Annotated in this window: 24 protein-coding genes; 19 read left to right on the forward strand and 5 right to left on the reverse strand. The window is 38.9% G+C overall.

The window, feature by feature from the left end; translation table 11 throughout:
- Positions 1 to 103: 103 nt before the first annotated feature.
- Both NH399_RS24780 and NH399_RS24785 read right to left on the reverse strand, forming a co-directional pair.
- Complete coding sequence (locus NH399_RS24780; RefSeq protein ID WP_253044148.1) at positions 104 to 391, reverse strand: hypothetical protein; 288 nt, start codon at positions 389 to 391, stop codon at positions 104 to 106.
- Positions 392 to 569: 178 nt separating this feature from the next.
- Entirely contained in the window at positions 570 to 1,901 is a 1,332-nt protein-coding gene (locus NH399_RS24785) for a site-specific integrase (RefSeq protein ID WP_253044149.1), read from the reverse strand.
- A gap of 539 nt (positions 1,902 to 2,440) precedes the next feature.
- On the opposite strand from NH399_RS24785, the gene NH399_RS24790 reads away from it, so the two are divergent.
- Positions 2,441 to 3,799: a tyrosine-type recombinase/integrase gene (locus tag NH399_RS24790; RefSeq protein WP_253044150.1), complete on the forward strand. Its 1,359-nt coding sequence runs from the start codon at positions 2,441 to 2,443 to the stop codon at positions 3,797 to 3,799.
- Positions 3,800 to 3,808: 9 nt separating this feature from the next.
- Here NH399_RS24790 and NH399_RS24795 read toward each other — a convergent pair whose 3' ends face one another.
- The gene (locus NH399_RS24795) at positions 3,809 to 4,486 is read right to left on the reverse strand and encodes a hypothetical protein (protein ID WP_253044152.1); all 678 of its coding nucleotides are present in this window, start codon (positions 4,484 to 4,486) and stop codon (positions 3,809 to 3,811) included.
- A gap of 81 nt (positions 4,487 to 4,567) precedes the next feature.
- The gene (locus tag NH399_RS26055) at positions 4,568 to 4,777 is read right to left on the reverse strand and encodes a phage tail assembly chaperone (RefSeq protein WP_253044154.1); all 210 of its coding nucleotides are present in this window, start codon (positions 4,775 to 4,777) and stop codon (positions 4,568 to 4,570) included.
- A gap of 100 nt (positions 4,778 to 4,877) precedes the next feature.
- Here NH399_RS26055 and NH399_RS24805 point away from each other — a divergent pair, with 100 nt between their 5' ends.
- The 3 genes from NH399_RS24805 to NH399_RS24815 are packed head-to-tail and all read left to right on the forward strand — an operon-like array spanning position 4,878 to position 6,024.
- A complete protein-coding gene (locus NH399_RS24805; protein ID WP_253044156.1) occupies positions 4,878 to 5,324 on the forward strand; it encodes a hypothetical protein in 447 nt (148 codons plus the stop codon).
- Positions 5,294 to 5,743, forward strand: coding sequence for a hypothetical protein (locus NH399_RS24810; RefSeq protein ID WP_253044159.1), 450 nt, complete (start codon positions 5,294 to 5,296; stop codon positions 5,741 to 5,743). The genes NH399_RS24805 and NH399_RS24810 overlap by 31 nt, the downstream gene beginning before the upstream one ends.
- On the forward strand, positions 5,743 to 6,024 hold the full coding sequence (locus NH399_RS24815) for a hypothetical protein (RefSeq protein ID WP_253044163.1): 282 nt from the start codon (positions 5,743 to 5,745) through the stop codon (positions 6,022 to 6,024). The genes NH399_RS24810 and NH399_RS24815 overlap by 1 nt, the downstream gene beginning before the upstream one ends.
- A gap of 6 nt (positions 6,025 to 6,030) precedes the next feature.
- Here the strand turns inward: NH399_RS24815 and NH399_RS24820 are convergent, their stop codons facing one another.
- Complete coding sequence (locus NH399_RS24820; RefSeq protein ID WP_253044164.1) at positions 6,031 to 6,426, reverse strand: hypothetical protein; 396 nt, start codon at positions 6,424 to 6,426, stop codon at positions 6,031 to 6,033.
- A 268-nt stretch (positions 6,427 to 6,694) separates the two neighbouring features.
- On the opposite strand from NH399_RS24820, the gene NH399_RS24825 reads away from it, so the two are divergent.
- From NH399_RS24825 to NH399_RS24895, 15 genes are all read left to right on the forward strand, one after another.
- The gene (locus NH399_RS24825; RefSeq protein WP_253044191.1) at positions 6,695 to 6,838 is read left to right on the forward strand and encodes an HNH endonuclease; all 144 of its coding nucleotides are present in this window, start codon (positions 6,695 to 6,697) and stop codon (positions 6,836 to 6,838) included.
- A gap of 15 nt (positions 6,839 to 6,853) precedes the next feature.
- Entirely contained in the window at positions 6,854 to 7,267 is a 414-nt protein-coding gene (locus NH399_RS24830) for a hypothetical protein (RefSeq protein ID WP_253044166.1), read from the forward strand.
- A gap of 307 nt (positions 7,268 to 7,574) precedes the next feature.
- A complete protein-coding gene (locus tag NH399_RS24835; RefSeq protein ID WP_253044167.1) occupies positions 7,575 to 12,014 on the forward strand; it encodes an RHS repeat domain-containing protein in 4,440 nt (1,479 codons plus the stop codon).
- Between the two features lie 22 nt (positions 12,015 to 12,036).
- Entirely contained in the window at positions 12,037 to 12,987 is a 951-nt protein-coding gene (locus NH399_RS24840; RefSeq protein ID WP_253044169.1) for an RHS repeat-associated core domain-containing protein, read from the forward strand.
- A gap of 13 nt (positions 12,988 to 13,000) precedes the next feature.
- On the forward strand, positions 13,001 to 13,396 hold the full coding sequence (locus tag NH399_RS24845; protein WP_253044171.1) for a DUF2750 domain-containing protein: 396 nt from the start codon (positions 13,001 to 13,003) through the stop codon (positions 13,394 to 13,396).
- A 67-nt stretch (positions 13,397 to 13,463) separates the two neighbouring features.
- Positions 13,464 to 13,979 carry a hypothetical protein gene (locus tag NH399_RS24850; protein WP_253044173.1) on the forward strand — a complete coding sequence of 172 codons (516 nt, stop codon included), beginning with the start codon at positions 13,464 to 13,466 and terminating at the stop codon, positions 13,977 to 13,979.
- Positions 13,980 to 14,108: 129 nt separating this feature from the next.
- Entirely contained in the window at positions 14,109 to 14,537 is a 429-nt protein-coding gene (locus NH399_RS24855; RefSeq protein WP_253044175.1) for an N-acetylmuramoyl-L-alanine amidase, read from the forward strand.
- Positions 14,538 to 14,875: 338 nt separating this feature from the next.
- A complete protein-coding gene (locus NH399_RS24860; RefSeq protein WP_253044176.1) occupies positions 14,876 to 15,340 on the forward strand; it encodes a BRO family protein in 465 nt (154 codons plus the stop codon).
- 27 nt (positions 15,341 to 15,367) lie between these two features.
- Positions 15,368 to 16,153, forward strand: coding sequence for a KilA-N domain-containing protein (locus NH399_RS24865; protein ID WP_253044177.1), 786 nt, complete (start codon positions 15,368 to 15,370; stop codon positions 16,151 to 16,153).
- A 254-nt stretch (positions 16,154 to 16,407) separates the two neighbouring features.
- The gene (locus NH399_RS24870) at positions 16,408 to 16,869 is read left to right on the forward strand and encodes a hypothetical protein (RefSeq protein WP_253044179.1); all 462 of its coding nucleotides are present in this window, start codon (positions 16,408 to 16,410) and stop codon (positions 16,867 to 16,869) included.
- Between the two features lie 77 nt (positions 16,870 to 16,946).
- The gene (locus NH399_RS24875) at positions 16,947 to 17,387 is read left to right on the forward strand and encodes a hypothetical protein (RefSeq protein WP_253044181.1); all 441 of its coding nucleotides are present in this window, start codon (positions 16,947 to 16,949) and stop codon (positions 17,385 to 17,387) included.
- Between the two features lie 138 nt (positions 17,388 to 17,525).
- Positions 17,526 to 18,113 (forward strand): hypothetical protein, encoded by a 588-nt coding sequence (locus NH399_RS24880; protein WP_253044183.1) that lies wholly within the window; start codon positions 17,526 to 17,528, stop codon positions 18,111 to 18,113.
- The gene (locus NH399_RS24885; RefSeq protein ID WP_253044185.1) at positions 18,110 to 18,346 is read left to right on the forward strand and encodes a hypothetical protein; all 237 of its coding nucleotides are present in this window, start codon (positions 18,110 to 18,112) and stop codon (positions 18,344 to 18,346) included. Before NH399_RS24880 ends, NH399_RS24885 begins: the two co-directional genes overlap by 4 nt.
- A 792-nt stretch (positions 18,347 to 19,138) precedes the next feature.
- Positions 19,139 to 19,825, forward strand: a complete 687-nt coding sequence (locus tag NH399_RS24890) for a YHYH domain-containing protein (protein ID WP_253044187.1) — start codon at positions 19,139 to 19,141, stop codon at positions 19,823 to 19,825.
- Positions 19,826 to 19,827: 2 nt separating this feature from the next.
- Positions 19,828 to 20,730, forward strand: a complete 903-nt coding sequence (locus tag NH399_RS24895; RefSeq protein WP_253044189.1) for a DUF6602 domain-containing protein — start codon at positions 19,828 to 19,830, stop codon at positions 20,728 to 20,730.
- Positions 20,731 to 21,310: the final 580 nt, after the last annotated feature.

Raw genomic sequence — 21,310 nt, forward strand, 5'->3', positions numbered from 1 at the left:
TTCCTCTGTCTTGATACCTTTAGCTGCTTTACGTGCCCAGGCTTCAATTTCTTTCTTGTCCATCGGTCTACCATCTCCTATTCAATAGGTTAATAATAGACAGTTACACAGAGTTATTTACAGTCTCCTTTAATATTCTGATAGCATCATCATAGTAGCTTTCAGGTAGGTTTGAACGGACAATCTTAATATCAAATGGAACACCGTTCTCATCAATGTTAATTTTGACTTTTACATAACCTTTTACGGCTTTATCGTCTTGTTTTGCTAGAGGCTCCTTTTCTACCTGTCGATTATTTATAATAGGGATATCAGCTCCCTGATTTTGAGCTGGTCGTGTTGAGCATGATGTAAGTAAAATGATGATTGTTGTTAAGATAGTAAGTCTCATGGGATTTTTCACTTTAAGATGATGCTAGTACTATTTTTAATGCAGTAAATATTAGGAGTACTTGAAGTTTATAGATAACTATTGTCGATAGTTTACTTATTGTCAAAACTAGCTATTTATCTTTTTCTATTATCTAGAGGGCAACTTAGCGTTACCCTTAAGTTTTTTCAGATTAGCCTCAAAGACCATCCAAAACTAAGAACTCATCAAGCTCCTTTTCAACCTTATCCATAGCTGGCTTGAGAATCTTTGCGACACTTGCACCATCAGAATACAGGCCAAAGGTCATTGATTTTGCATGAGTATGACCAGCAATTTTAGAAGCTATCCGTTCGTCTACTTCTGCATCTTCTAAAGCTGTTGAAAAGTTCTTTCTCAAACTATGAAAAGCCTTACTACGAACTTTGATTCCAGCTTGTCGTTTAGCATCTGTAAACATATCACTGAACATCGAAGAACGCTTGGTAGGTGCGTTCTGAGCTTCTATAAATAGACAGTCTTCGGGGTTACCTTCGGCCATCTTAAGGACATAAGGCACATATCTATCAATGATAGGAATCAAGCGAGTAGCGCTCTTATTCTTCAAGGTTCGATGCTTGATGTTAACGTCGAAACAGTAAACACCTTTAACTTGAACGATATCACTCTTCTTGAGTCCTGCTAATTCCTCAATACGCATCCCCGAGGCAATCCCCAAGAAGGGAAACAACAAAGCGCCTTCGGTTTTGCACATGCCATTCCAGTTTCTAACAATATTTTTCCATTCGGTTAGCTCAAGACTCACATAAGGATCTTCCGGAGCGGTTGAAATGTCATGCTCAATAAAAGGAGACTCTGTGTTTACGTGCTCCTCATCGGCAGCATAACGCCAGACTTTGTTTAAGATGGATAATGTATCTGCAACGGTTTTACCTGCGAGCTTAGGTTTAAGGTGCTTAATGAACTTCTTAACCATAGCACGACCAATCTCGTTAATTGGGACATCATCTTTAATAAACTCAAGCCAGCGTGTACCCGCTCTTTTAACCTTGTTGTAGTAACTTGTAGATTTTTGCTCCTTGATTTCTTCGGCGAACTCCAGGGCTAACTCTGAGATTGTTGGGATCAAACTTACACCGGAAAATTTACCCTCACCACCAGAGGCAATCATAATAGCATCGGTCATTATTTTATCGCCTTGGTCATGGTAGTACTCGGCATCATGAGCATCAAACCAGTGCTGAGCAGTGTCGTAATCACCTTGAGCTTCATCGTAAGATTTTTTCAACTGCTTAACTAATGAGCGCAAACGTTGACCTTTAGGATTTATACTCGCTTTTAGTTTAATGCCTTCCCATTCGACAAGAAAAGCGTCTCTAAAGGCTTTGGCTTCCCTTAAGCTGCTGGTTCCTGTTGAACGGGTAATTACGGTTTTACCTTCTGAAAGGTGAGTTAGGTTTTTCGGCACTCTGAATTGAACTTGAAAAACTCCGCCTTTAACCCTTTGTCTTAAATACTTCATATCATTCATGATTGATTAGACTCCTTCTAATATATCAAGTGAAAATACTATCACGTATTGGGATGTTGAGTTAGATGTTAAAATAAATATTTGATAGATTAAAAGACTAAAAAACAAACAGAGTTGCATTTAAAGTTCCTCATGCTTGTAGGTCTTTTGTAGGTTTCCATGTAGGCTAAAAGTAGGCTTACATGTAGGCCGATAAGACCAATAGTAAATTAAGGAATCTTCAAAAAGTCTATAAAATCAATGGGATATATAAATGCGCTAATAAGAAAAATGGCGCGCCCGGAGAGATTCGAACTCTCAATTATGGCCTGATTTTATAATTTTTAAACGGGTAAAAATGGTCTACAACCCGCATGTTCTCTCACTTTTTACTAATTTGCTCCTAATTTAGAGGTCTATTTAGGGGTCTAAAGTTCTGAGGTACTAAAGTGATTGGTATTTGTACGTTAATTAACCTTTTAGCAGTCGGTTTACTGTTTCCAAAACTCTCCATTCTTGATAAAATCTCATTTGAATATATGACAAGGAGTCATTAAGTTATGCACGATAGACGATATCTAAAACAGAAAAAAGAAGGCGGCGTATTTTTGGTTCAAATCGCTGTACCAACAGCATTACGTCATTTAACAAACAACAAAGCAGTTCTAACACGTTCAACAGGCACTAATAACTTAAGAGAAGCTAAAGCGCATAGAGATGCCTTTTTGCGTGAATGGGAAAGCCTAAAGCTACAAGCTGGGATTAACCCAAAGGGCCACCGCTTACGTTCTCTTGTGGTAGACCTTAAGCAATCTTATAAAGAATCTTTAGGAGATCATGACACCGCTCAAACTTGGCTTGATGGACACGACCCCGAGTATTATTACAACCAAGGTGATTTGATTATGGCTGACGCTATCAGAATTGCTAAGGGCGGCGAGGCTAAGTTTTCAGGTGTTCAAGAAGGTTACACACTATCAGAAGTTACTAAGGAATATAGAGAGACACTAATAGGTAAAAAGTCCGATAGCTATCTTAATAAAGTCTTAAAGGCTGCTGCAAGATGGGAAGAGTTTGATAAAGACGCAACGACTTTGCAAAACATAGGCAGAGCAAAGGTGGTTGATTTCATCGAATATCTCTCAGGAGTTGTAGACCTTAAAAACAAGACTATTCGAGCTGAGTTATCTATCTTCAATAAAGCATGGGTATATGCGTCGGATAAAGAGTTCGTTGTTGATAAGTCATCACCCTTTACTGATCATGCTTTAGAGATTCTTGATAGTGACTCGTATGAAGTTTTAACATTGCAAGAGTGGGAAGGCATACTTCGATACTATTTACCTAGATGTAAATCAATCGGTGCAAAGCTCTTTTTGTTCCTTGGCATTACTTCTGGAATGCGAATCGAAGAAATATCTGGACTTAGAAAAGGCGATGTAAAATATGTTGACGGTGTTTTATGTTTTCATGTAAACAAGGTTTATCGCTCTGTAAAAACCAAGAATGCAATTAGATATATTCCTGTCATGAATCGATATATTGAAGAGGTGAAAAAACTTGCAGAAGGTGATCCCAAAGAGTTCTTATTTAAAGAAGCTAGGCAAGCTAAAAATAAACACTCTGGTTGGTTTAGCGATAATATTTTGGAGGCTAAAAAAGCTTTTGGTATAAATTCCCGTTGGAAGTCATTCCATAGTTTAAGATGCAATATTGCAACCGCTTGTGAGAATGCCAAGATAGAGGAAAGAACCGCCGCGTGGCTTTGTGGACATTCCAGAAATCAAACTCTAACTTATGGCTTGTATTCGGATGGGGCGAGTATTAAAGAAATCTTAAAGCCAGCTATTGATAAAGTTGAGGAAAAGCTAGAGCCTTTCTTAAGTTTTGATAGTTTAATATTTGATGAAGGAAATTAAAAAAGGAGCTTAACGGCTCCCGTTGTGTTTCTTTTGAGAGACCGTAAGGTCAGTTATTATTGACTTCTGAACTCGTAACTCATGATGATAATCTTCAAGATGTGTATTGGTAGAAAAAACAAGGAATAATAAAAGCACTAGCATAGTAATAATGGCTACTAGACGTGGCCAGTTTATTTCGCAAGAAAAACAAATAGGGTTAAGAGAGTATACCAAAAAGCCCAGCCACATAATTACTACACATAAGCTTATAGCCATATTTATCTTAGAAACAGACTTTTCTACAGGACAATATAGTGTATCAATAAAGCCTTTTTCCTTTGGTCTTTTTAAGGTGCTTTTGTAAAGCGGGCCTAATGATATGTCCTCTAAAACAAAAACTTGATTTTCCCAGTTCTCTTGCCAGTACTTGCTTGCCTTATTAACTAATAACCATGCACAAGAAAATAATACTCCTATACAAGATAGAAATACAGATAAATCACCTTTCTTATTAATGCCAAGTTTATCGTTTGCTTGTACTGTTAAAAAAGCTACAAACGTGATTGCTATAAATGCCCAAAAGTAAGTAGCTCTTTTCCAATAAAGTTCTATTTCGAATTTTCTTGCATCTAACGCATACTCCAATGCTTTTTCAGGGTCTTTAAATCTCTTTTTGTATTTCTTATGTAGCTGTTTCGACTGCATTCTACCTCCTTTAAAATTCCTAATAGATTAAATCTTTATAGTGTTACAAGATAGCACTTTACCTTGCTCCCTTCTAGTTTGTCACAAAGGTGCATCAGGACGTCGCCAATCATCTATAGGCTTATGCCTCGGATAATCTCTCAAAGCCTGCCTATAAGCTCTCACAGCCTCCCTTTCAGCATCTCCAAGAGGATAATCAAGCGTCATATATTTATAGGTCCTCTGCAACTCAGAATCACGCCATGCACGTTCATCTGCGATACGTTCTTTAGAATTTCGTGTATCAGTCACATAGAAAACCTTTAAGTCCTTGTCAAAGCAATTAGCGCCGCTGTGTAGCGCCTCATGCCATTGTTGAAAGGTGATCTCGGTGCAGTCTTCAGGGATTTTTGTGTCTATCGATAAGGACATCATGACAGTGCCAGGACTTTTCTATAATCCCGACAAAGACGTATCGCCAAGACTCATTACAGAGCAAGACGCGGATAACTTTTTCTATGCTCAATGTATTGCGGGCGATATCACGGACGGTTATCACGGAGCGCCTAGCTTTGGCATGGGAACGGCTCAGAGACTGCTTAAGGAAGGGAAAAAGGTAGAGCTATACGAACACACACTGACGCGCGGAAAACGCAAGGGAGAGAAAGAGCTAAGGCGTAGAGAGGTATCATGCGGTGATCCTTGGGAAATCGTTTTGAGCACCTACGCCGTTAATAACTTAAGTGAAGAGGTTGCACTATTGAACGCACGATTGGCGCGAATCTTAAGGGCCTCTGATTGGGATAATGAAAATAAGGAAGTAATACTTTGGAAACCGAAAAAACTGAAAGCAGCGTAAAAGATAGCTGTCTCTATTACAGTAAGTTTAAAGGTTGTGATACATACAGTTGCCACGACTGCATCAAAAAGGGTGCTGGTTCTGGTGAGTGGAATCAAAGTGGTTTTGAAACGACAATAAACGGCTATCCTGATTCACTAAGGGTACAAGAGACAGAAAGCGAAAGAGCGCCTATAAAAAGCTCTGGCGGTTCTTCTGGCTATTATGATTTCACCATTACCAATTCTAAAGGCGAGTCATTAGACGTGACTTGTAATGATGTTATTCGATGCATGGTCAATAATGATTTTGATTTGGGGAATATAGTCAAGGCAACTAGAAGAATCTCAGAGGCCCGCCAAGGGAGAGGCAAAGCGGGCGTAAGTATTGAGTATGATGTAAATAAGATTGCCTATTTCTCACAACAAGCAATGAAGTAATGAAAGAAAATAAAACACAAATATTGGTTGCAATCTTAGGGGTAATCTTCGCGACCCTTCAAGGCTTCACCACGTATTACACGCGAAACGTGGACGCGCGACTAAATCAGATTGCGGTCAAGTTAGATGAGACTCGCGAAATGTCTATTGAGACCGCCGCGAGATTAGCTGCGATTAATCAAAGGCTTTCACAAACAGAGAGTCAGTTAAAAGAAATACACCGGACAGCTTTAACGAATCAAAAGGAAATCGCGATAGTTAAAGCTGTTAACAGTCAATAAGGAGGTTTAAAGTAGATGAAATTCTCTTAGAAATGATTTCTTATCTTGGGTGAATTGTCTATGTCCTTCATAGTTTAGAGGTCTGCTTTCTTCATCAAAGGCAGGACACAGAACACCCCAATTAGAACTTCGAGCAAAGTAAACAATTACATCAACATTACTCCCAGCCCATTGATTGCAAACAGTGTCACTAGCTACTTTATTAGAGAATGTTTTCACTTGAATTCTAAAATAATTTGGACCGTCAGATATAAGGATATCTGTTTGATGTCCATGATCAAGGACTGGAAGGAAGACTTGCCAGCCATCTTGCATCAACCAAGTAACCACAATGCTTTCATAAGAGGTGTTTTTCATTGCTTGGTGAGTTTTGTTGGGTGTCTGTGTTCTACGGGTTGGCATCGTTTAGACCATAGTTGAAGTTGTATTTAATTATCTTAACAAACAATAAGGAGGTTTCAAGATGCCGCAGAGAGCGCCCAGAGGATGTCGCAAAAGAGGCTGCACGCAATTAACTATTGCAAGACATGGATATTGTCAGGAACACGCAAGCCTTGCTAGTTGGGGGAAATGGCAGAGCCAACACGGAACGGCGTCACAACGTGGTTATGGTGCTAGCTGGCAAAAGTTAAGAAAGGAAATCTTAGCGCGTGATAAATACTTGTGTCAGATGTGCCTTGCAGTCAGCCGCATACAAGCAGCGCAAACCGTTGACCATATCACACCGAAATCGCGAGGCGGGACCGATGAACCTGATAACCTACAATCGCTCTGCTATCCATGTCATGACTATAAAACAGCTAGGGAAGCTTAAGGAGAAAATAAAGGAATGTTATTTGATGTTTTAAAGTTGGCTGTGGGTCCGTTGACCTCATGGCTAACTCACAAAAAAGAAATAAAGAAAATAAAAACAGAGACACAGTTAGCAGTTTTAAGGGCTGAATCTCAAAGTAAAATCAGACGTGCAGAAAATCAGGAAGCCGCAGACATCAATCTTGATTTGGTCGCATTGAAAACACGAGGCTGGAAAGATGAATACTTATTGGTGATTGGAACTGTTCCAATTATTTTATCGTTTATTCCTGATATGCAGGTTTATGTTAAGCAAGGATTTGAAGCATTAAAAGAAACCCCTGAATGGTACTGGTATTTAATGGCGGGTTTGTTTGTTGATACGTTAGGCTTTCGTTCGCTGCTTCGCGGTATCATTGATAGCACGTTGCTGAAGCGCTTAAAAAAGTAGTTTTAGTACTACTACGTGTAAAAATCTCAAGATAAAAGTTGAGATATTTCTTAATAAATTATAAAGCTCTTTTAGACGCTTTAGGGCCTTGTTTTGTATCTCTAATTATTGATAAAATTCGCCTGCACTATTTTGGGATGGAATCTAAAGGTGCAAGGAGAAATATTAATTGAAATTTTAAAATAAAATTAATTATTGGAGATGCGTTTACAATGTTTTCTGATTTAATTTGGCCTCATTCGGTCACGGCCTCTTATTGCCTGTGTTTTTATATTGGGTTTGCCCTCGAAAAACTTGGGGGTGTACTGTGAGAAAATTAATAGCGAGTTTGGGTGTGGTATTATCATCTTTCGCTTTTTCAAATAGTGAGCCAGCCAAGGAGGCGGCTCTAACTAATGTATCAGGGACTTTTGTAACAAGTAATAATAGTGTAGAAGGTGAGTTTCTTAATTTCCGTGATAATACTTACTATTGGGAGATAAGAGATATTGTTATGCCGACCAATGGGGCGCTTGATATTGAGCTTTACCGCTCTCATGGTAAGTCTGTTAACACCTCAATGTTGCCCTTAGAAAATTGGGATATTGAAATACCTAGAATTGAAATTGGAACACATACACACGGTTTAACCGTTGGTGAATATCGCGGCCAAGGCTTGTGTGAAGATCCTCGTTGGGGCGATATGTATAATGTGGACACATCTGTTTATAGCTTCGTTCACTTCAATATGATTATTCCTGGCCAAGCACCCAAGCCATTGTTGTTCAAAAGCTCCAGTGCTTATCCTTCCGATGTGAAATATATAACACAAGATAACTGGATAGTACGTTGTGTTAATAGTAACGATCCTAATGGTGCAAAAAATACTTTTGAAGCTGTTTCACCTAATGGAGTTACTTATACATTCAATAAAATAGAGCGTATGCCTTATGCTGGTTACCTGAATAGTCAGCGAGGTTCAATACGAGCGTATGCGACAGAGGTTAAGGACGTACACAATAACTCATTAACATACAGTTATGATGAGGTGATTTATACCCCTTCTCAATGGAGCAGTGGCGGTAATTCCAATTATAAACCTATCTATAGACCTTACTTGAAAACGATAACTTCAAGTGATGGACAATCGTTATCACTCAAGTATGAAAATGTAAGTTACAAGAAGCGACTAATTAGTGCGACTGCGAATGGTAAAACATGGCGCTATCGCTATACAGATGCTCAATATGAAAATTATCCCGGCTTCTTGCAGCACAATGGTCATCGTTATTTGATAGCTCCGCATTTGAAAGAAGTAGAAACACCTATCGGACAAAAGTCAAAGTATGAGTACACTTTGATTAATAATACCGATAGCTGGGATTACTTCGGGCTGTCTGGCTTCCGTAATAATCATGGTTCTTTTGCAGGAGCTACTAACTGGCGAGGATTCTTTAAGCTTCTCAAGAAAGCCACATTACCCCACGGCATCAGTGTTGAATATGAGTATGAGGAGTGTCGAGCATTTAGAGATAATATAGAAGACCCTTTGATACCTTGTTTTCCCAGTGTTAGAAACAAAACAGCTTATACAGGCGCAGTAACGCCTATAACCAGACGTACTTTATCTGGTCGAGGGATTACTACACCGATTGTTTGGGATATCAGCCGCTCGCCGACACAAAACGAAATACCAAGGTTGTACCAACACACATTGAACCGAACTACTATCGTTACGACCTATAAAACACCGTCAGAAACAACGGTAAATACTTATCGAGGGATGTTTAAGGAAGATGAAGCAATAGCTTGGCAAGAAGGCGCTTTGTTAAGAAAAGAAGTTTATAAACCAAATGATACTGGGCCGTTATTAGCACCCTATATAGAAGAGTATGATTATGTAAAAGGGCCTGTCATTGGAGTGAATCGTATTGATTTGGGGCGTGTCAGAAACTACATTGTTGGCAGAAATAAAGCAATCGAACAACGCCAGTTACTTTCAGAAAAGAAAGTAACGATTGATGGAAAGGTATTTAAAACGACATATCCTACTTACAATGATTATGGACAGCCTAAAATAATTAATGAGTATGGTGTTAATAAAAATAAAACTCACAATTTATCTTATGAACATAAAGCTAATATCTGGCGAGTGGGTTTGCTAAAAACCTCAAGCACAGTTAATGGCCCCTCGACTACGAATACCTATAATGCTAAAGGTCAGCTTGAAAAATCTGTAAAGAATGGTGAAACAGAGCTTTATGAGTACCATGATAACGGTGAGCTAAAGTATGAAAAGTGGTACAAAGATTCAGTCAATGATGTGCAATCTATTAAGTATGAAGACTATTATCGTGGAAAACATCGAAAAGAAACCCGAGCGACAGGCGAAATTCTCTATTCGTGGATAAATCCTGATGGAACGGTAGACTGGCAGAAAGATGCCAAGAGTAATAAAGTCTCTTATAAGTACGACGACCTTTATCGACACACTAAAACCGACTGGCCTTTATACAGTGACCACAATATCAAATGGAATGGCTGGGAAAGTAAGACAGAAAGCAGCGGAAATGAACGTATTCAAGAAAGTTTTGATGCGTTTGGTCGTGTCACGGTTAATAAAACGTGGGATATATCGAAGCCAGAAAGTGCGGTCTATGTTCGTACTGAGTATGATCAAGACGGTGAAGTCACTTTCAAATCTTTTGCCTCGTTCAATAGCTCAGAAACTAAGGGCATTCAATACGAGCATGATATCTTAGGACGTGTCACCAAGGCGACCGATACCAGTAACAATAAGAGTGTTCAGTACTTTTATGGAGCTGAGGCCAATGCCAAATTATCAGGTCATCCAGTCAGTGTGAACTATGGTCATCTTATGATTGATAGTGAAGGCTATTACACTGTTTACAATTATGAAGGCTCAAGCCCTGATAGTGCGAAGCTGGTTAAGGTCAGTAAGATGGAACGCAGGCCCACGGATATGGGTGGTTTACGATATATCACTACGGACATCGAATGGGATAACTTTGGAAACATCATCAAGCTGACTCAAGGGGGTATTACCAAGTCTTACGAGTTCTACCCAGATAGACCAACGCTTCTAAAGAGGTCCATTCAGCCAGAAGCTATCACACACTTTACTTATGACTTGGCAGGCAATATCAAAACGAAAAGAGTTGAAGGCAAAAGTGCAACGGTTTACACCTATGACAATGCCAATCGTTTAACCTTCATTGATTATCCTGACAGTGACGATATCGACATCGATTATGATAGCAATGGCAATCATGAAAAAGTGACTCGTGGTGATACGGTGTGGAGTTATGACTACAACACGAATAACCAAATGAAGAGTGAAACCTTAACCATTGGTAGCCAAAGCTTCAAAACCGTTTATGAATACAATACTGACGGTAAGCTAGAAGCGATAGTCTATCCTTCGGGCCGCCGTGTTTACATGCTCCCCGATGCGTTAGGAAATCCCTTGCGATTGGGTAACTATGCAACAGACATCAAGTATCATCCAAGTGGTGATGCCAAGTCTTTTATAATGGGTAACGGTCTTTCTTATGAGTTTAAGTTAAACACCGATAACTTACCTAAAGCCTTGGAGCTGCATAAAGGTTCTACCATGAAAGCGGGCATGAAGTTTTCTTTTGATGACAACCGAAATCTAACGGGTATTTATAATCAGCTGAGACCTCACTATAACCTGAGTATGAAGTACGACGGTTTAGGTCGTTTAACTCAGGCTAACGGAACATGGGGACAAGGTTTTATTTCTTATGATGATGTGGGAAATATAAAAACAAAGAACATCGGAAGCCACCAGCTCACCTACCATTACAATCCTAAGAACCAATTGCAAAGTATTTCGGGTGCTCGTAATGCAACCTTTAGCTATGACCTACAAGGTAATGTTAAGAGCAACGGGATTAATACCTATCACTATGATGATGCCAACGAGTTGACTGATGTCACCGGACAAGTATCAACAGCTTATGTATACGATGGAAATCATAAACGAGCAATTACCTACCGTGATGGTGCGCCTATTTATAATGTGTATTCGAATACCGGATTACTCTTGCATAAGTTTGATTCTGGTAAGAACGAGAAAACGGATTACATTTACTTAAATAAGCGCCTTATAGCTAAAGTTGAGGGTGAGCCATCCAATGTGATAGCTCCTGCACAAGTGCCCAGTCTTACGGTTCCCTCAACGGATGCGGATGGAGCCTTTGCAGTCACTTGGGGACAATCAACAGGGACTGATTACTACGTTTTAAAAGAGCGTAAGAATGGCGGCTCATGGACCCTGGTTTATTCTGGCAGTGCTTTATCACAGTCACTCAGTGGTCGTGGTGAAGGTTCTTATACCTATCAAGTTGAGGCTTGTAATGCAGGTGGTTGCAGCGATGTTAAGGTATCGAATAATTTAGTCGTTCTCTTTCCACCTCAAGCACCCACAGGATTATTTGCCCCCACCTCTGACAGTGATGGGACTTTCGCAGTGCGTTGGAATGCGGTGAGCGGTGCGACAAGTTACGAGCTTTATGAGCAGAAGGTAGGTGGCACATCAACCAGAATTTACAGTGGAGCCTCAACGACTGTGCAAAGGAATAGCTTAGCGAACGGCATTTACCTCTATAAAGTCAGAGCCTGTAACTCAAGCGGGTGTGGTGCTTTCAGTATTGAAAAGAGCGTTCAGGTAACCACCTTTGGCGGCGGTGGTGGTGGATGCACTGGCTTGTTATGCCTTTAACGAAGAATAAGGATAATCACTAATGAACATAGTTAATCAAATAACCACTTACTTGCTTGTGTGTCTCCTTGCAGTGATATCGCAAGCGGTCAGTGCTGAAAAAGTCACCTATTACTTTAATGACTTGAGTGGTTCGCCTGTTCAGGCATTCGACCAGAATGGCAACGAAGTCTGGCACGAACAATATACACCTTATGGTCGTAAGCTTATAAAACCCGCTCAGAATAACAATGATGTAGGGTTTACAGGTCATCAAAGCGATGATGATATCGGCCTTACTTATATGCAGGCGAGATATTATGACGCAGAAATCGGGCGATTCTACAGTATTGACCCTGTAGATTTTAGACTGGATAATCTGCAATCGTTTAATCGCTATGCTTATGCGAACAATAACCCGTATAAGTATGTTGACCCTGACGGACGTGTCCCTGTACTCGTTCCCTTAGTTGTCTTCTTAGCGAAAGAGCTTGCTAGCGAGGCGGTAGAGCAAACCACTGGCATTCCCATGCCTACCTTGAAGAATGCTGGTAAGTTTGCTTTCAAGGGGACAGCAAAGGCAGTTCGTAGTGCGCTTGTTGAACAGCAAGCCAAGAGGATTAAGCAGGAAGTTAAGCAACAAACCAAAAGCCAGTATAAGGTTACATCTGAAAAAGTCTCTAGTGCTCATCGTGGAGGACGTCAGGGAAAGCAAAAAAGACTTCGTGAAATGATGGACGATCCTAAAGTTAGCTCGGCTGATAGAGGATGGCTGAAAAATGATAAAAGACATATTGAGTATGGTAATAAATCTGGATTACGTCTTCCTCGGAATGGTCGAAAGTCTCCTGGACGAAAGCAAGAGGATAAAGGCTATGAATTAGCACATCCTCATGATAGGCCTGCAAGTCAAGGAAATGGCTACGCTGGATCAAAACTTAAGAATCACGCAGATCATAAAGTAGAAACAAGATTACATAACCATAGATATTAAATTGGTGATTAAAATGCATGAAAAAAAAATAGCAAACCTCCTAGCTTTATCAGCAAATGAACGTGTTGAATACTTTGTGCGCCATTGTGCTGACTTTGAGGAGGTATGGGGATTAGCTGTTGATGATACTTCTTGGGTTATTATTAAAGATTCTGATGGTGATGAAGCCTTTTTAGTTTGGCCACATCAAGAGCTTGCTGAGGCTTGTTGTTTTCCAGAGCATAAAGAGTTAGGCGCCAAACCTAGAAAAATTCCTTTAGAATCCTTTATTAATAAGTGTGTTCCAGATATGAATGAGGAAAATATTTTCTTCGGCGTATTTTATGATAAGGAAAGATCAGGCTTAGCAATTCCTGCTAGTGAGTTAGGAGAGCTTCTAAAAGCAGAGGCTGAGTCAGTCTGGGAGTGAATTATTTTTCTCTATCTTGAGCAAACGGAATTGCTCACTTTAATTTAAAATAAAAAGGTATTGCGTCATGAAACTTTTTAAGGAAAGTGAGTGGTGTCGTGTTGGCACAACTAAAGAATATGAGTTAAGCGTTGATGAAGGTAACTTAACAAAGTATCTCAAGGCTAACTTACCAAGTGAGTTTGGCCCTTATGTTTTGGTTGCAAGCTACTTTCAAAGAGATTTAGTGTTTGGAGGTTACACAAACGTAAGAAAAGAGATACCTTTAAGCAAGCTTAAGGAGTTTATAGATAACGGTGTTTCTCAGTTTTTTATTCAAAGTAAGACACTAACGCCAAAGATAAACTTAAGGATATTACCACCTAGCAATGAAAGGTTGCTTTTAAATGGTTTGATATGCTTACAGGTCTATAGAAAATTTCGAGGGCTAACATCGAGACCAACAATATTAATGGTTGATGCAATCCGAAACAAAGATTTCGGAGGCCGCTTTAAGCACAACCATTATCAAGAGATTTACTGGAGCTTACAAAAGGAGAATATAAGAAAAAAGCCTCAAGCTGTCTTTAGAGTGGCAGCGTAAAACTTGAATCCCATCAAGTTTGCTCTAACTCCCCAATGTAATTTTATCTAAGTCTATTCTCGGGGCTGTCCTAAGCCCCTCTTCAAATTAATTAACAAATCTAAAACATTCATTAAGGAAAATGAAAAGATGAGAAAACTAAATAAATTAAACGTATACGGCCTTGTGGTCCATTGCAGCGCCACAAAGCCGAGCATGAAGGTAAACGCACAAGTTATCAAAAGATGGCACACAGAGGATCGAGGGTGGTCTGACATTGGTTATCATTTTGTGATCAATCGTGACGGTTCCTTAGAGACCGGACGCTCACTTCAATACCAAGGTGCTCACGTTCGGGGCTATAATGCTCAAACTATTGGCGTGTGTCTCATAGGTGGGCTTGATGAGAACGGCAAGCCAGACGCCAATTACACGCTCGCACAGTATGAGACCTTGAAGAAGCTCTATGGTGACTTAAGGCTACGCTTTCCGATTCAGGAGATTCTAGGGCATAGAGATTTAGATAAGGGTAAGGATTGCCCCTGTATTGATGTTCGGGCGCTCTTTTCGAGTAAGTAAAAGTTTGGGCGTATCCTGGGCAAACAAGTGATGATTTACACAAGTGGCTAACCCCAGAAGGAAAGAAGCTAAAAGATAAGTCTTAAAGATATCTTAAAGATAGTTTCAAGATAGTCTCTAAGATGTCTTAAAGATATCTCCAAGCCTGTCTAATAAATTACCTATATCACAAGTGGCTACCCCCAGAAGGAAAGATATTATTTTAATCTGTCTATGAGGTAGTTCTGAGAGCTTCACAAAGAGGCTATTTGAGATGTGACTAACCACAGAAGGAAAGATATGGCTTTTGTCTGCTTTCTGATTAATTACAAATAAATTGAATAAGGAAAATTACATACATGATTGCTACTGATGTAAGACTGGACAGTAAACTAGTCGATGTTTTGGAATGTAGAGGAAAGCTCTTGTTGGAGGCTTATCCAGTTTTATTAAGTTTGAACTTTACGAATTTAGAAAGAGTGATTCTTGATAACTACGATAAATATGAAATTGTAAAGGTAACTGAGAACGGTAAGGAGAGTTTACAAGCGTATCTCTCAGAGAGTGATGTTTATAAGTTAATCGCTAAAGCACCCTTACAAAGTGCAAATAAGGTTAAACAGTGGATTGAGAATGATGTGCGTGCATCTGTAGAGGAAGAAAAGCACCTCAATAGACTTGATACATTAGGTAAAGATGGATTAGCTAGATTGGCTGATGATTTGTTTTACGAAAATAAAGAGCTTAAGGAAAAGCTTAAAGAGTTAACCTGTGCTGTTGAGGCTCATGTAAGCCCTTATAGAAAGTTAAAGCTCAATCACTAAGATAATCAAACAAGGAAAATTATGTATATGGAACAAAAGCAATATCCAATGATTGCAGGTGTGGAAATCACCACGGACAAGGAAGGCCGATATAATCTTAATGCGTTGCATAGAGCAAGTGGAGGCGCAAAACATAAAGCACCTAACTATTGGCTAACAAACAAAAACACTCAAGAAGTAGTGCAAGAACTGACCGTTACCGGAAATCCGGTATCGCCTATAGTTACCTCTAGAGGTGGTTTGGTACAAGGAACATTCGCACATGAACTATTAGCAGTGTCGTATGCTGGTTGGATTAGTCCACGTTTCCAACTTCAAGTTAATCAAACGTTCTTAGATTATAAGAATGGGAAGCTCACACCAGTAGAGCAAACACCAACATTGAATGTCACCGAGTTACTAAAGCTTGGCTATGAGGCTGCTCAAAGATGCGAGGTGTTAGAGCTTAAGGTTGAGGAAGACCAACCAAAGGTTGAAGCTTATGATCAGTTGCTTGAGTGTGAGAATACGTTATCCATTACAGAGGCCGCTAAGAAGTTAGGGATTAGACCTAATAAAGATTTAAGAGACTGGATGTATGAACACAACTGGATCTATCAGAACCCTAAGACCAAAGAGAAGTTTGCTTATCAGGATAAGATTAACGAGGGCTTATTAGTTCATACCTCATTTGCTCAGTGTCATGCTTACGGTTATACCGTTCGTAATCAAGTAAGAATCACGGCGAGAGGTCTCGCAAAGTTAACTGAGAAAGGGATTCAAAATGGTGATGTTAAAGCAAAGAAGTTAAGAAAGTCTTTAGCAATTCATTAAGTGATCTCTAAGGCGTCTCTAAGCCCCTCTGAGCGACTTTCTCAGGGGGTAAGGGGTATCAAGTAGCTAGCGCAAAAAGGCGCTCAGACCGCCGCCTAGTGTTATTTACACACCGTCAAAATGGCTAAGACTTTTTTAGTCAAAAATTTGACAACTTAAAAGAAACAAGATTGTTAACAACATGAGATAAGGCAGTTGTTTGACAGACAATATTACATGAACTTAAATTAGTTTTATTTTGTGCAACCTTTCTCATGTCACAAACATTAAGTTATAAGCAGCCATCAACTAGTGATTATTGCCTATTTGCTCACAATATTGAGTTAGACGGTCGAATTTGGAATAAATGCATTCCTTTAGACGTTCTAAAGCACACAAAGATAGCTAATTTGTACTGTGCTCCTTTACCTAACTCAGTAAGCAATGAGGAAGTGAGCTATTTCCCAGTTTATGGGTTGTTAAAAGCAAGTCCCCCTTTCAAATTTGAGCAGTTCATTTGCATTGGTGCGCTACCTTTTGAGTTAACCAAAACATTACCTACTGAGCAACTGTATCACCTGTGGAAATTAATATTAAAAAACCTTTGGGTGAATGATAGAGGAATAATTAAGTCTACTTTAGATATCTACATAAAAGAGGAATACTTTAAACAATGGCAGGACGCCTTAAGAACCCAAAGCAATAGCAATAAGTACTATTATAGTAATATTAAGTGAACGAGATTACTATTGGTACGACTTGAATAGCACATTATATTAGACTTTACTTAAATTAATTTTGCTTAAGAAAATCTATGTCGTATGAGCTGAATTTTAAAGTCAATGTGGCTGACAATTACTTACCACTTTTCCAAGACCTGATACTTGATAGTCGAACACTGGACAGTGACATACCTTTAGAGTCCTTAAAGGGTGTGAAAGTTGTCAACTTATTTTGTGGCCCTCAACATTACGGTGAGGGTAGCCAGCTTTCAGGGCAATATCCTGTATATGGATTACTAAAAGCAAACAAACCAATAAGGTTTGAGCAAGTTATCTGCTTGGGCCTGCTACCTAATGAAGTTATAAATCACATACCAATTAACAATGTTTTTCATGTTTGGAAGTTAAGCCCTAAGAAGCTATGGATTAGTAGCAAAGGAGTTGTTAAGACAACTATTGATATACATATACCGGAGAAATATATAGAACTATGGCAGGACGCCCAAAGAAACCAACAGCCCTCAAGGAACTAGAAGGAACCGCACGACCAGACCCCGATGAACCGACAACTGCGATAGAATAAGCGCCTGAAAATTATCAAGACTTAGAATAGATAACTTTCTCTGATGTGATACTCTGCTAAATTCTAAATCTATAAGCTGGAGTTTGTAATGGGATTATTTCAAAAAAATTCATTGCTGCATTGGAACTACTTTCTTGCCATGGAAGATGACCTAGAAAAGGTTGCCAGATATATTGAAATTAGTAAACGTAATCGAAATGTTTACTCCTTAGAACTGGCTAGAATGCTAATGGCCTCTTCTGCTGAGGTTGATGTATTACTTAAAAGCCTATGTGCTAGGTTTGATTCAGGAGCTAAGGCTGATAATATTAATAAATACTATCCAATAGTTAGCCAAAGCATACCTAATGTATTGCAATTTCCGGTGAGTCTTCCTAAGTGGGGAATGAGTCTGAGTCCTTTGTCTAGTTGGAAAGAAGGCTGTCCTCCAAAGTGGTGGACTGCGAATAATAAAGTTAAGCATCATAGGCATGAAGCTAAAAACTATGAGAAAGCAAATCTGAAAAATGTTCTAAACAGTATCGCTGCGCTGTACATTTTAAATTTGTATTTCTACAAAGAACAAGCTGAAAGTGGAGGGTTAACACCCGTTCAAAAGCTGTTTTATTCTGATTATATATTGACTTCTGAACCTTCCGAAATTGGTTCTGGTAAAGGATGCGTTTACATTCTATGAATATAGCTGAATTGAAAAAAATACTTATCGAGAAGAATGTTTCTGAAAGCTCCTTTTCTATTGGCCTGACGCCTAAAGAAAGTGTTGTTTGTATATATGAAGAACATGGGAAGTACATTGTTGCATATAATTGTAAATTCAGTTTTGTTGTATTAGGTGAGTATGACTCTGAGTCTGAGGCTTGCGAGCACTTTCTCATAGAAGTTTTGGATGAGAGTGATGTCAAAAAGTAATGTCATTTATCAATAGAAGGGCAATTTGAGTTGCTTATAAAATATAGGTGGTAAGCCTTCTTTCGAAGGCTGGACTTTAGGCTAAAATATTGGTTGAACTAAAGGCTGCAAAGAAACACCTCTTAGAGTAGTTTTGGTTTCAGTACTCTTTTGGTTGCTCCCTGGACTTTTTATTTCAACTTTTTGATGATGTAGCTGAATTGAATCAATAGTAACTTTATAATTTTTGATAATATCTGAATTCATAGCTAAGATTACTCCGTGGCTATTTCAATAGTTACACAGATGCCCATAGCAAAAAGCACCGCTCAAAGTTCTGATTGCTTGGGTATCTGCACCTCTTCAAAACCTAGTTTACCGATTATTCAAAGTCAATCTTTCAGCCAACATATTTAGGTTTTCCCAACATAAGACTGAAAGTTCAACTGAAAAGTGCCTGTTCTATGTTAGTTAACATGATCATTTTTTGACTACTAATAATCTAAAAACAGTTAAAAACAGCCTAAAAATGCACATAATGGTGAAATATGGACTTTTATTTCTCATAAAATGAGCTTTTTTTGACTAAGTAGATATTTTTATAGAATTCTCACTAAGAAACTTTAGTCACATGACTAATTTGGACGAAAAAAACGTGTATAAATATCATCACTATGACAACTGTATAACGGAGCGCTAAGTGATGCGTTCTTGGTTCACGATATTAAGGCTCCTTTTTTAATCAGCTTTCTTCTATATTTGCTATTGCTGTGATAAGTTTGGGGCATAAAAATAAAGAACATGGACTCATAGATGCTAAGACTATCTCTAGGAGTAGCTTTAATACTACTCAGTGGAATATCTCAGGCTCATAGCGGCAGAACCAATAGCGACGGATGCCATAACGACAGAAAGAACGGCGGCTATCACTGCCATAGTGACGAGACTTCTTACACACCTCTCCCAAGAAAGAACCGTAAGGAGCAACCAAAGGCACTACCCCAAGCCAGACTTAAGTACAATCGTAAAGACTACCCCCACTGGATTGATAAGGATGATGATTGCCAGAACGAAAGGCAGGAAATGTTAATCAAAGAGTCACTAATCAAAGTTAAGTTCAAGAGAAATAGAGGTTGTACTGTCTCACATGGAAAGTGGCTTGATCCTTTCAGTGGTAAGACATTCACCAAAGCTAGTGATGTAGATATTGATCATCTGGTCCCTCTTATGTGGGCACATAATCACGGTGGATATGCCTGGACGAGAAAGCAGCGCAGAGCTTTTGCGAATGACCATGAGAACCTATTGGTTGTCTGGGATAAGTTAAACAGTGAGAAAGGAGCCGCTGGACCTGATGCTTGGTTACCACCGAGAAAAGCTTATCACTGTGAGTATGTGAAGAAGTTTGATGAGGTCGTTAGGAAGTATAAGCTAGTTTATAACCCTGGCGAGAAGAAAGCTATTGAAAAAATTTCTATTGAATGTCTAATGAAGGAGTAATTATGGAGTCGAGCCAAAATTTTATCCATGAATATATCAAGAACTTAGCAGATACTTTGCACTCCCAAGCAAAGAGGGCTGCACAAATGGATCATCCAAAAATGAAAGGTGATTCAAGAGAGGAAAGTCTAAAGCAATTCTTTCGTGAGTTTTTACCACAAAATACTGGAATAACTACAGGGAAGGCTATTGACTGCTCTGGAAAAGTATCTCAGGAAATTGATTTGATAATTTACGATAAAACTTTTCCAGTATTTAGGATTGAGAACTTGGCATATGTGCCAGTTGACGGTGTTATAGCTGCCATTGAAGTAAAGTCAGAGTTGAATAGTAATACTCTGGAAGATTCTTTAAGAAAATCTATGTCATTTTCCGCACTTGAGCAAAGAAAGATATTTTTGGAGAATTTAGGTGGTGTTAATATATGTGATGTAAAGCGAACAAATTCCTTAACAGTAAGAGATATGCTAGGACCAGGATTTTACATATATGCTTTGTCTGGGTATAAAAGCTCTTCATCATTCGCTGAAACTTTATTGAAAAAAATAAAAGAATTGAAACCAGTCAGGTTGTCTTATCCAAGAGTGATTGTCACTCCAACAATATTAAGTATAAGAGTGAATGAGTACCTGCCACCTTACGACAATAAAAGTGATCCGAAGTTAAAAGGTGCATTGGGAACATATTGCACAGATAATGGTACTTGTATGTTTGTTAGTGACCTTCTGCACAAAATTTATCAACGACTGACGACCCTTAATTCACAGTTTCAAGTTTCTTCTGCCTCTCACTACTTTGATGCTTTAGCATATTTCTGTGATGTTATTAATGCTCCAACGGGTGAGAAACCTTACATGATTTCTTTTGATAGCTCTGAACCATCGTGGTTCGATAATCAAAGCTAGAGGTTATTAGTTAATATCTGATTCAAAAAACAAGTGGATACTAACTGAGGCTCGAGAGATGTAAATGTCGACTTACTCTTTTTACAGAAAGAACATATACACTACTGGGAACTACTGGAGGCTGTATTTGAAAACTGATAACAGTGGCTAATGGGCCTAGCCTAAATATCAACACCATAGTTGACCTTAAAGACTATCTTTAAGATAATCTCTAGCTTGGCTACGAGGGAGCTATAGCTAATACGCCAATTACAATGTTCAAAGGATGAACAATTAAATATTTAATCATAGGTGTTTAACAATGAAGATACATTTCTGGCACATCTATGAGACGGCTTAAGGCTTCACTTTTCAAGGACTGAAAGAAGATGCTGATTAAAGTCTAAGCGATGAGGAGACTGTAACTAAAAGTGTGACACTACCTTCTAAAGCTTTAGAAACTAATGTAACAATTGATCTTACCCCGATTTGACGGACACCTTATTTGATAGGTTAAACTATTCAAAGAGGTGTAGATAATGAGAAAGAAGCAAAGAAGAAGCTTTACGCGAGAGTTTAAGGTCGAAGCAGTTAAGCTGAT

It is taken from the genome of Pleionea sp. CnH1-48, assembly GCF_024124665.1.
In the GTDB taxonomy this organism is placed as follows: domain Bacteria; phylum Pseudomonadota; class Gammaproteobacteria; order Enterobacterales; family Kangiellaceae; genus JAMXSB01.

Coding starts and splice junctions, on each gene's coding strand:
- NH399_RS24850 (WP_253044173.1), top strand. CDS start 13,464: ATGAAACTTTTTAAGGAAAGTGAGTGGTGTCGTGTTGGCACAACTAAA.
- NH399_RS24860 (WP_253044176.1), top strand. CDS start 14,876: ATGATTGCTACTGATGTAAGACTGGACAGTAAACTAGTCGATGTTTTG.
- NH399_RS24870 (WP_253044179.1), top strand. CDS start 16,408: ATGTCACAAACATTAAGTTATAAGCAGCCATCAACTAGTGATTATTGC.
- NH399_RS24880 (WP_253044183.1), top strand. CDS start 17,526: ATGGGATTATTTCAAAAAAATTCATTGCTGCATTGGAACTACTTTCTT.
- NH399_RS24795 (WP_253044152.1), bottom strand. CDS start 4,486: ATGCAGTCGAAACAGCTACATAAGAAATACAAAAAGAGATTTAAAGAC.
- NH399_RS24845 (WP_253044171.1), top strand. CDS start 13,001: ATGCATGAAAAAAAAATAGCAAACCTCCTAGCTTTATCAGCAAATGAA.
- NH399_RS24840 (WP_253044169.1), top strand. CDS start 12,037: ATGAACATAGTTAATCAAATAACCACTTACTTGCTTGTGTGTCTCCTT.
- NH399_RS24790 (WP_253044150.1), top strand. CDS start 2,441: ATGCACGATAGACGATATCTAAAACAGAAAAAAGAAGGCGGCGTATTT.
- NH399_RS24785 (WP_253044149.1), bottom strand. CDS start 1,901: ATGAATGATATGAAGTATTTAAGACAAAGGGTTAAAGGCGGAGTTTTT.
- NH399_RS24830 (WP_253044166.1), top strand. CDS start 6,854: ATGTTATTTGATGTTTTAAAGTTGGCTGTGGGTCCGTTGACCTCATGG.
- NH399_RS24875 (WP_253044181.1), top strand. CDS start 16,947: ATGTCGTATGAGCTGAATTTTAAAGTCAATGTGGCTGACAATTACTTA.
- NH399_RS24780 (WP_253044148.1), bottom strand. CDS start 391: ATGAGACTTACTATCTTAACAACAATCATCATTTTACTTACATCATGC.
- NH399_RS24885 (WP_253044185.1), top strand. CDS start 18,110: ATGAATATAGCTGAATTGAAAAAAATACTTATCGAGAAGAATGTTTCT.
- NH399_RS24825 (WP_253044191.1), top strand. CDS start 6,695: ATGTGCCTTGCAGTCAGCCGCATACAAGCAGCGCAAACCGTTGACCAT.
- NH399_RS24865 (WP_253044177.1), top strand. CDS start 15,368: ATGGAACAAAAGCAATATCCAATGATTGCAGGTGTGGAAATCACCACG.
- NH399_RS24855 (WP_253044175.1), top strand. CDS start 14,109: ATGAGAAAACTAAATAAATTAAACGTATACGGCCTTGTGGTCCATTGC.
- NH399_RS24815 (WP_253044163.1), top strand. CDS start 5,743: ATGAAAGAAAATAAAACACAAATATTGGTTGCAATCTTAGGGGTAATC.
- NH399_RS24895 (WP_253044189.1), top strand. CDS start 19,828: ATGGAGTCGAGCCAAAATTTTATCCATGAATATATCAAGAACTTAGCA.
- NH399_RS24890 (WP_253044187.1), top strand. CDS start 19,139: ATGCTAAGACTATCTCTAGGAGTAGCTTTAATACTACTCAGTGGAATA.
- NH399_RS24820 (WP_253044164.1), bottom strand. CDS start 6,426: ATGCCAACCCGTAGAACACAGACACCCAACAAAACTCACCAAGCAATG.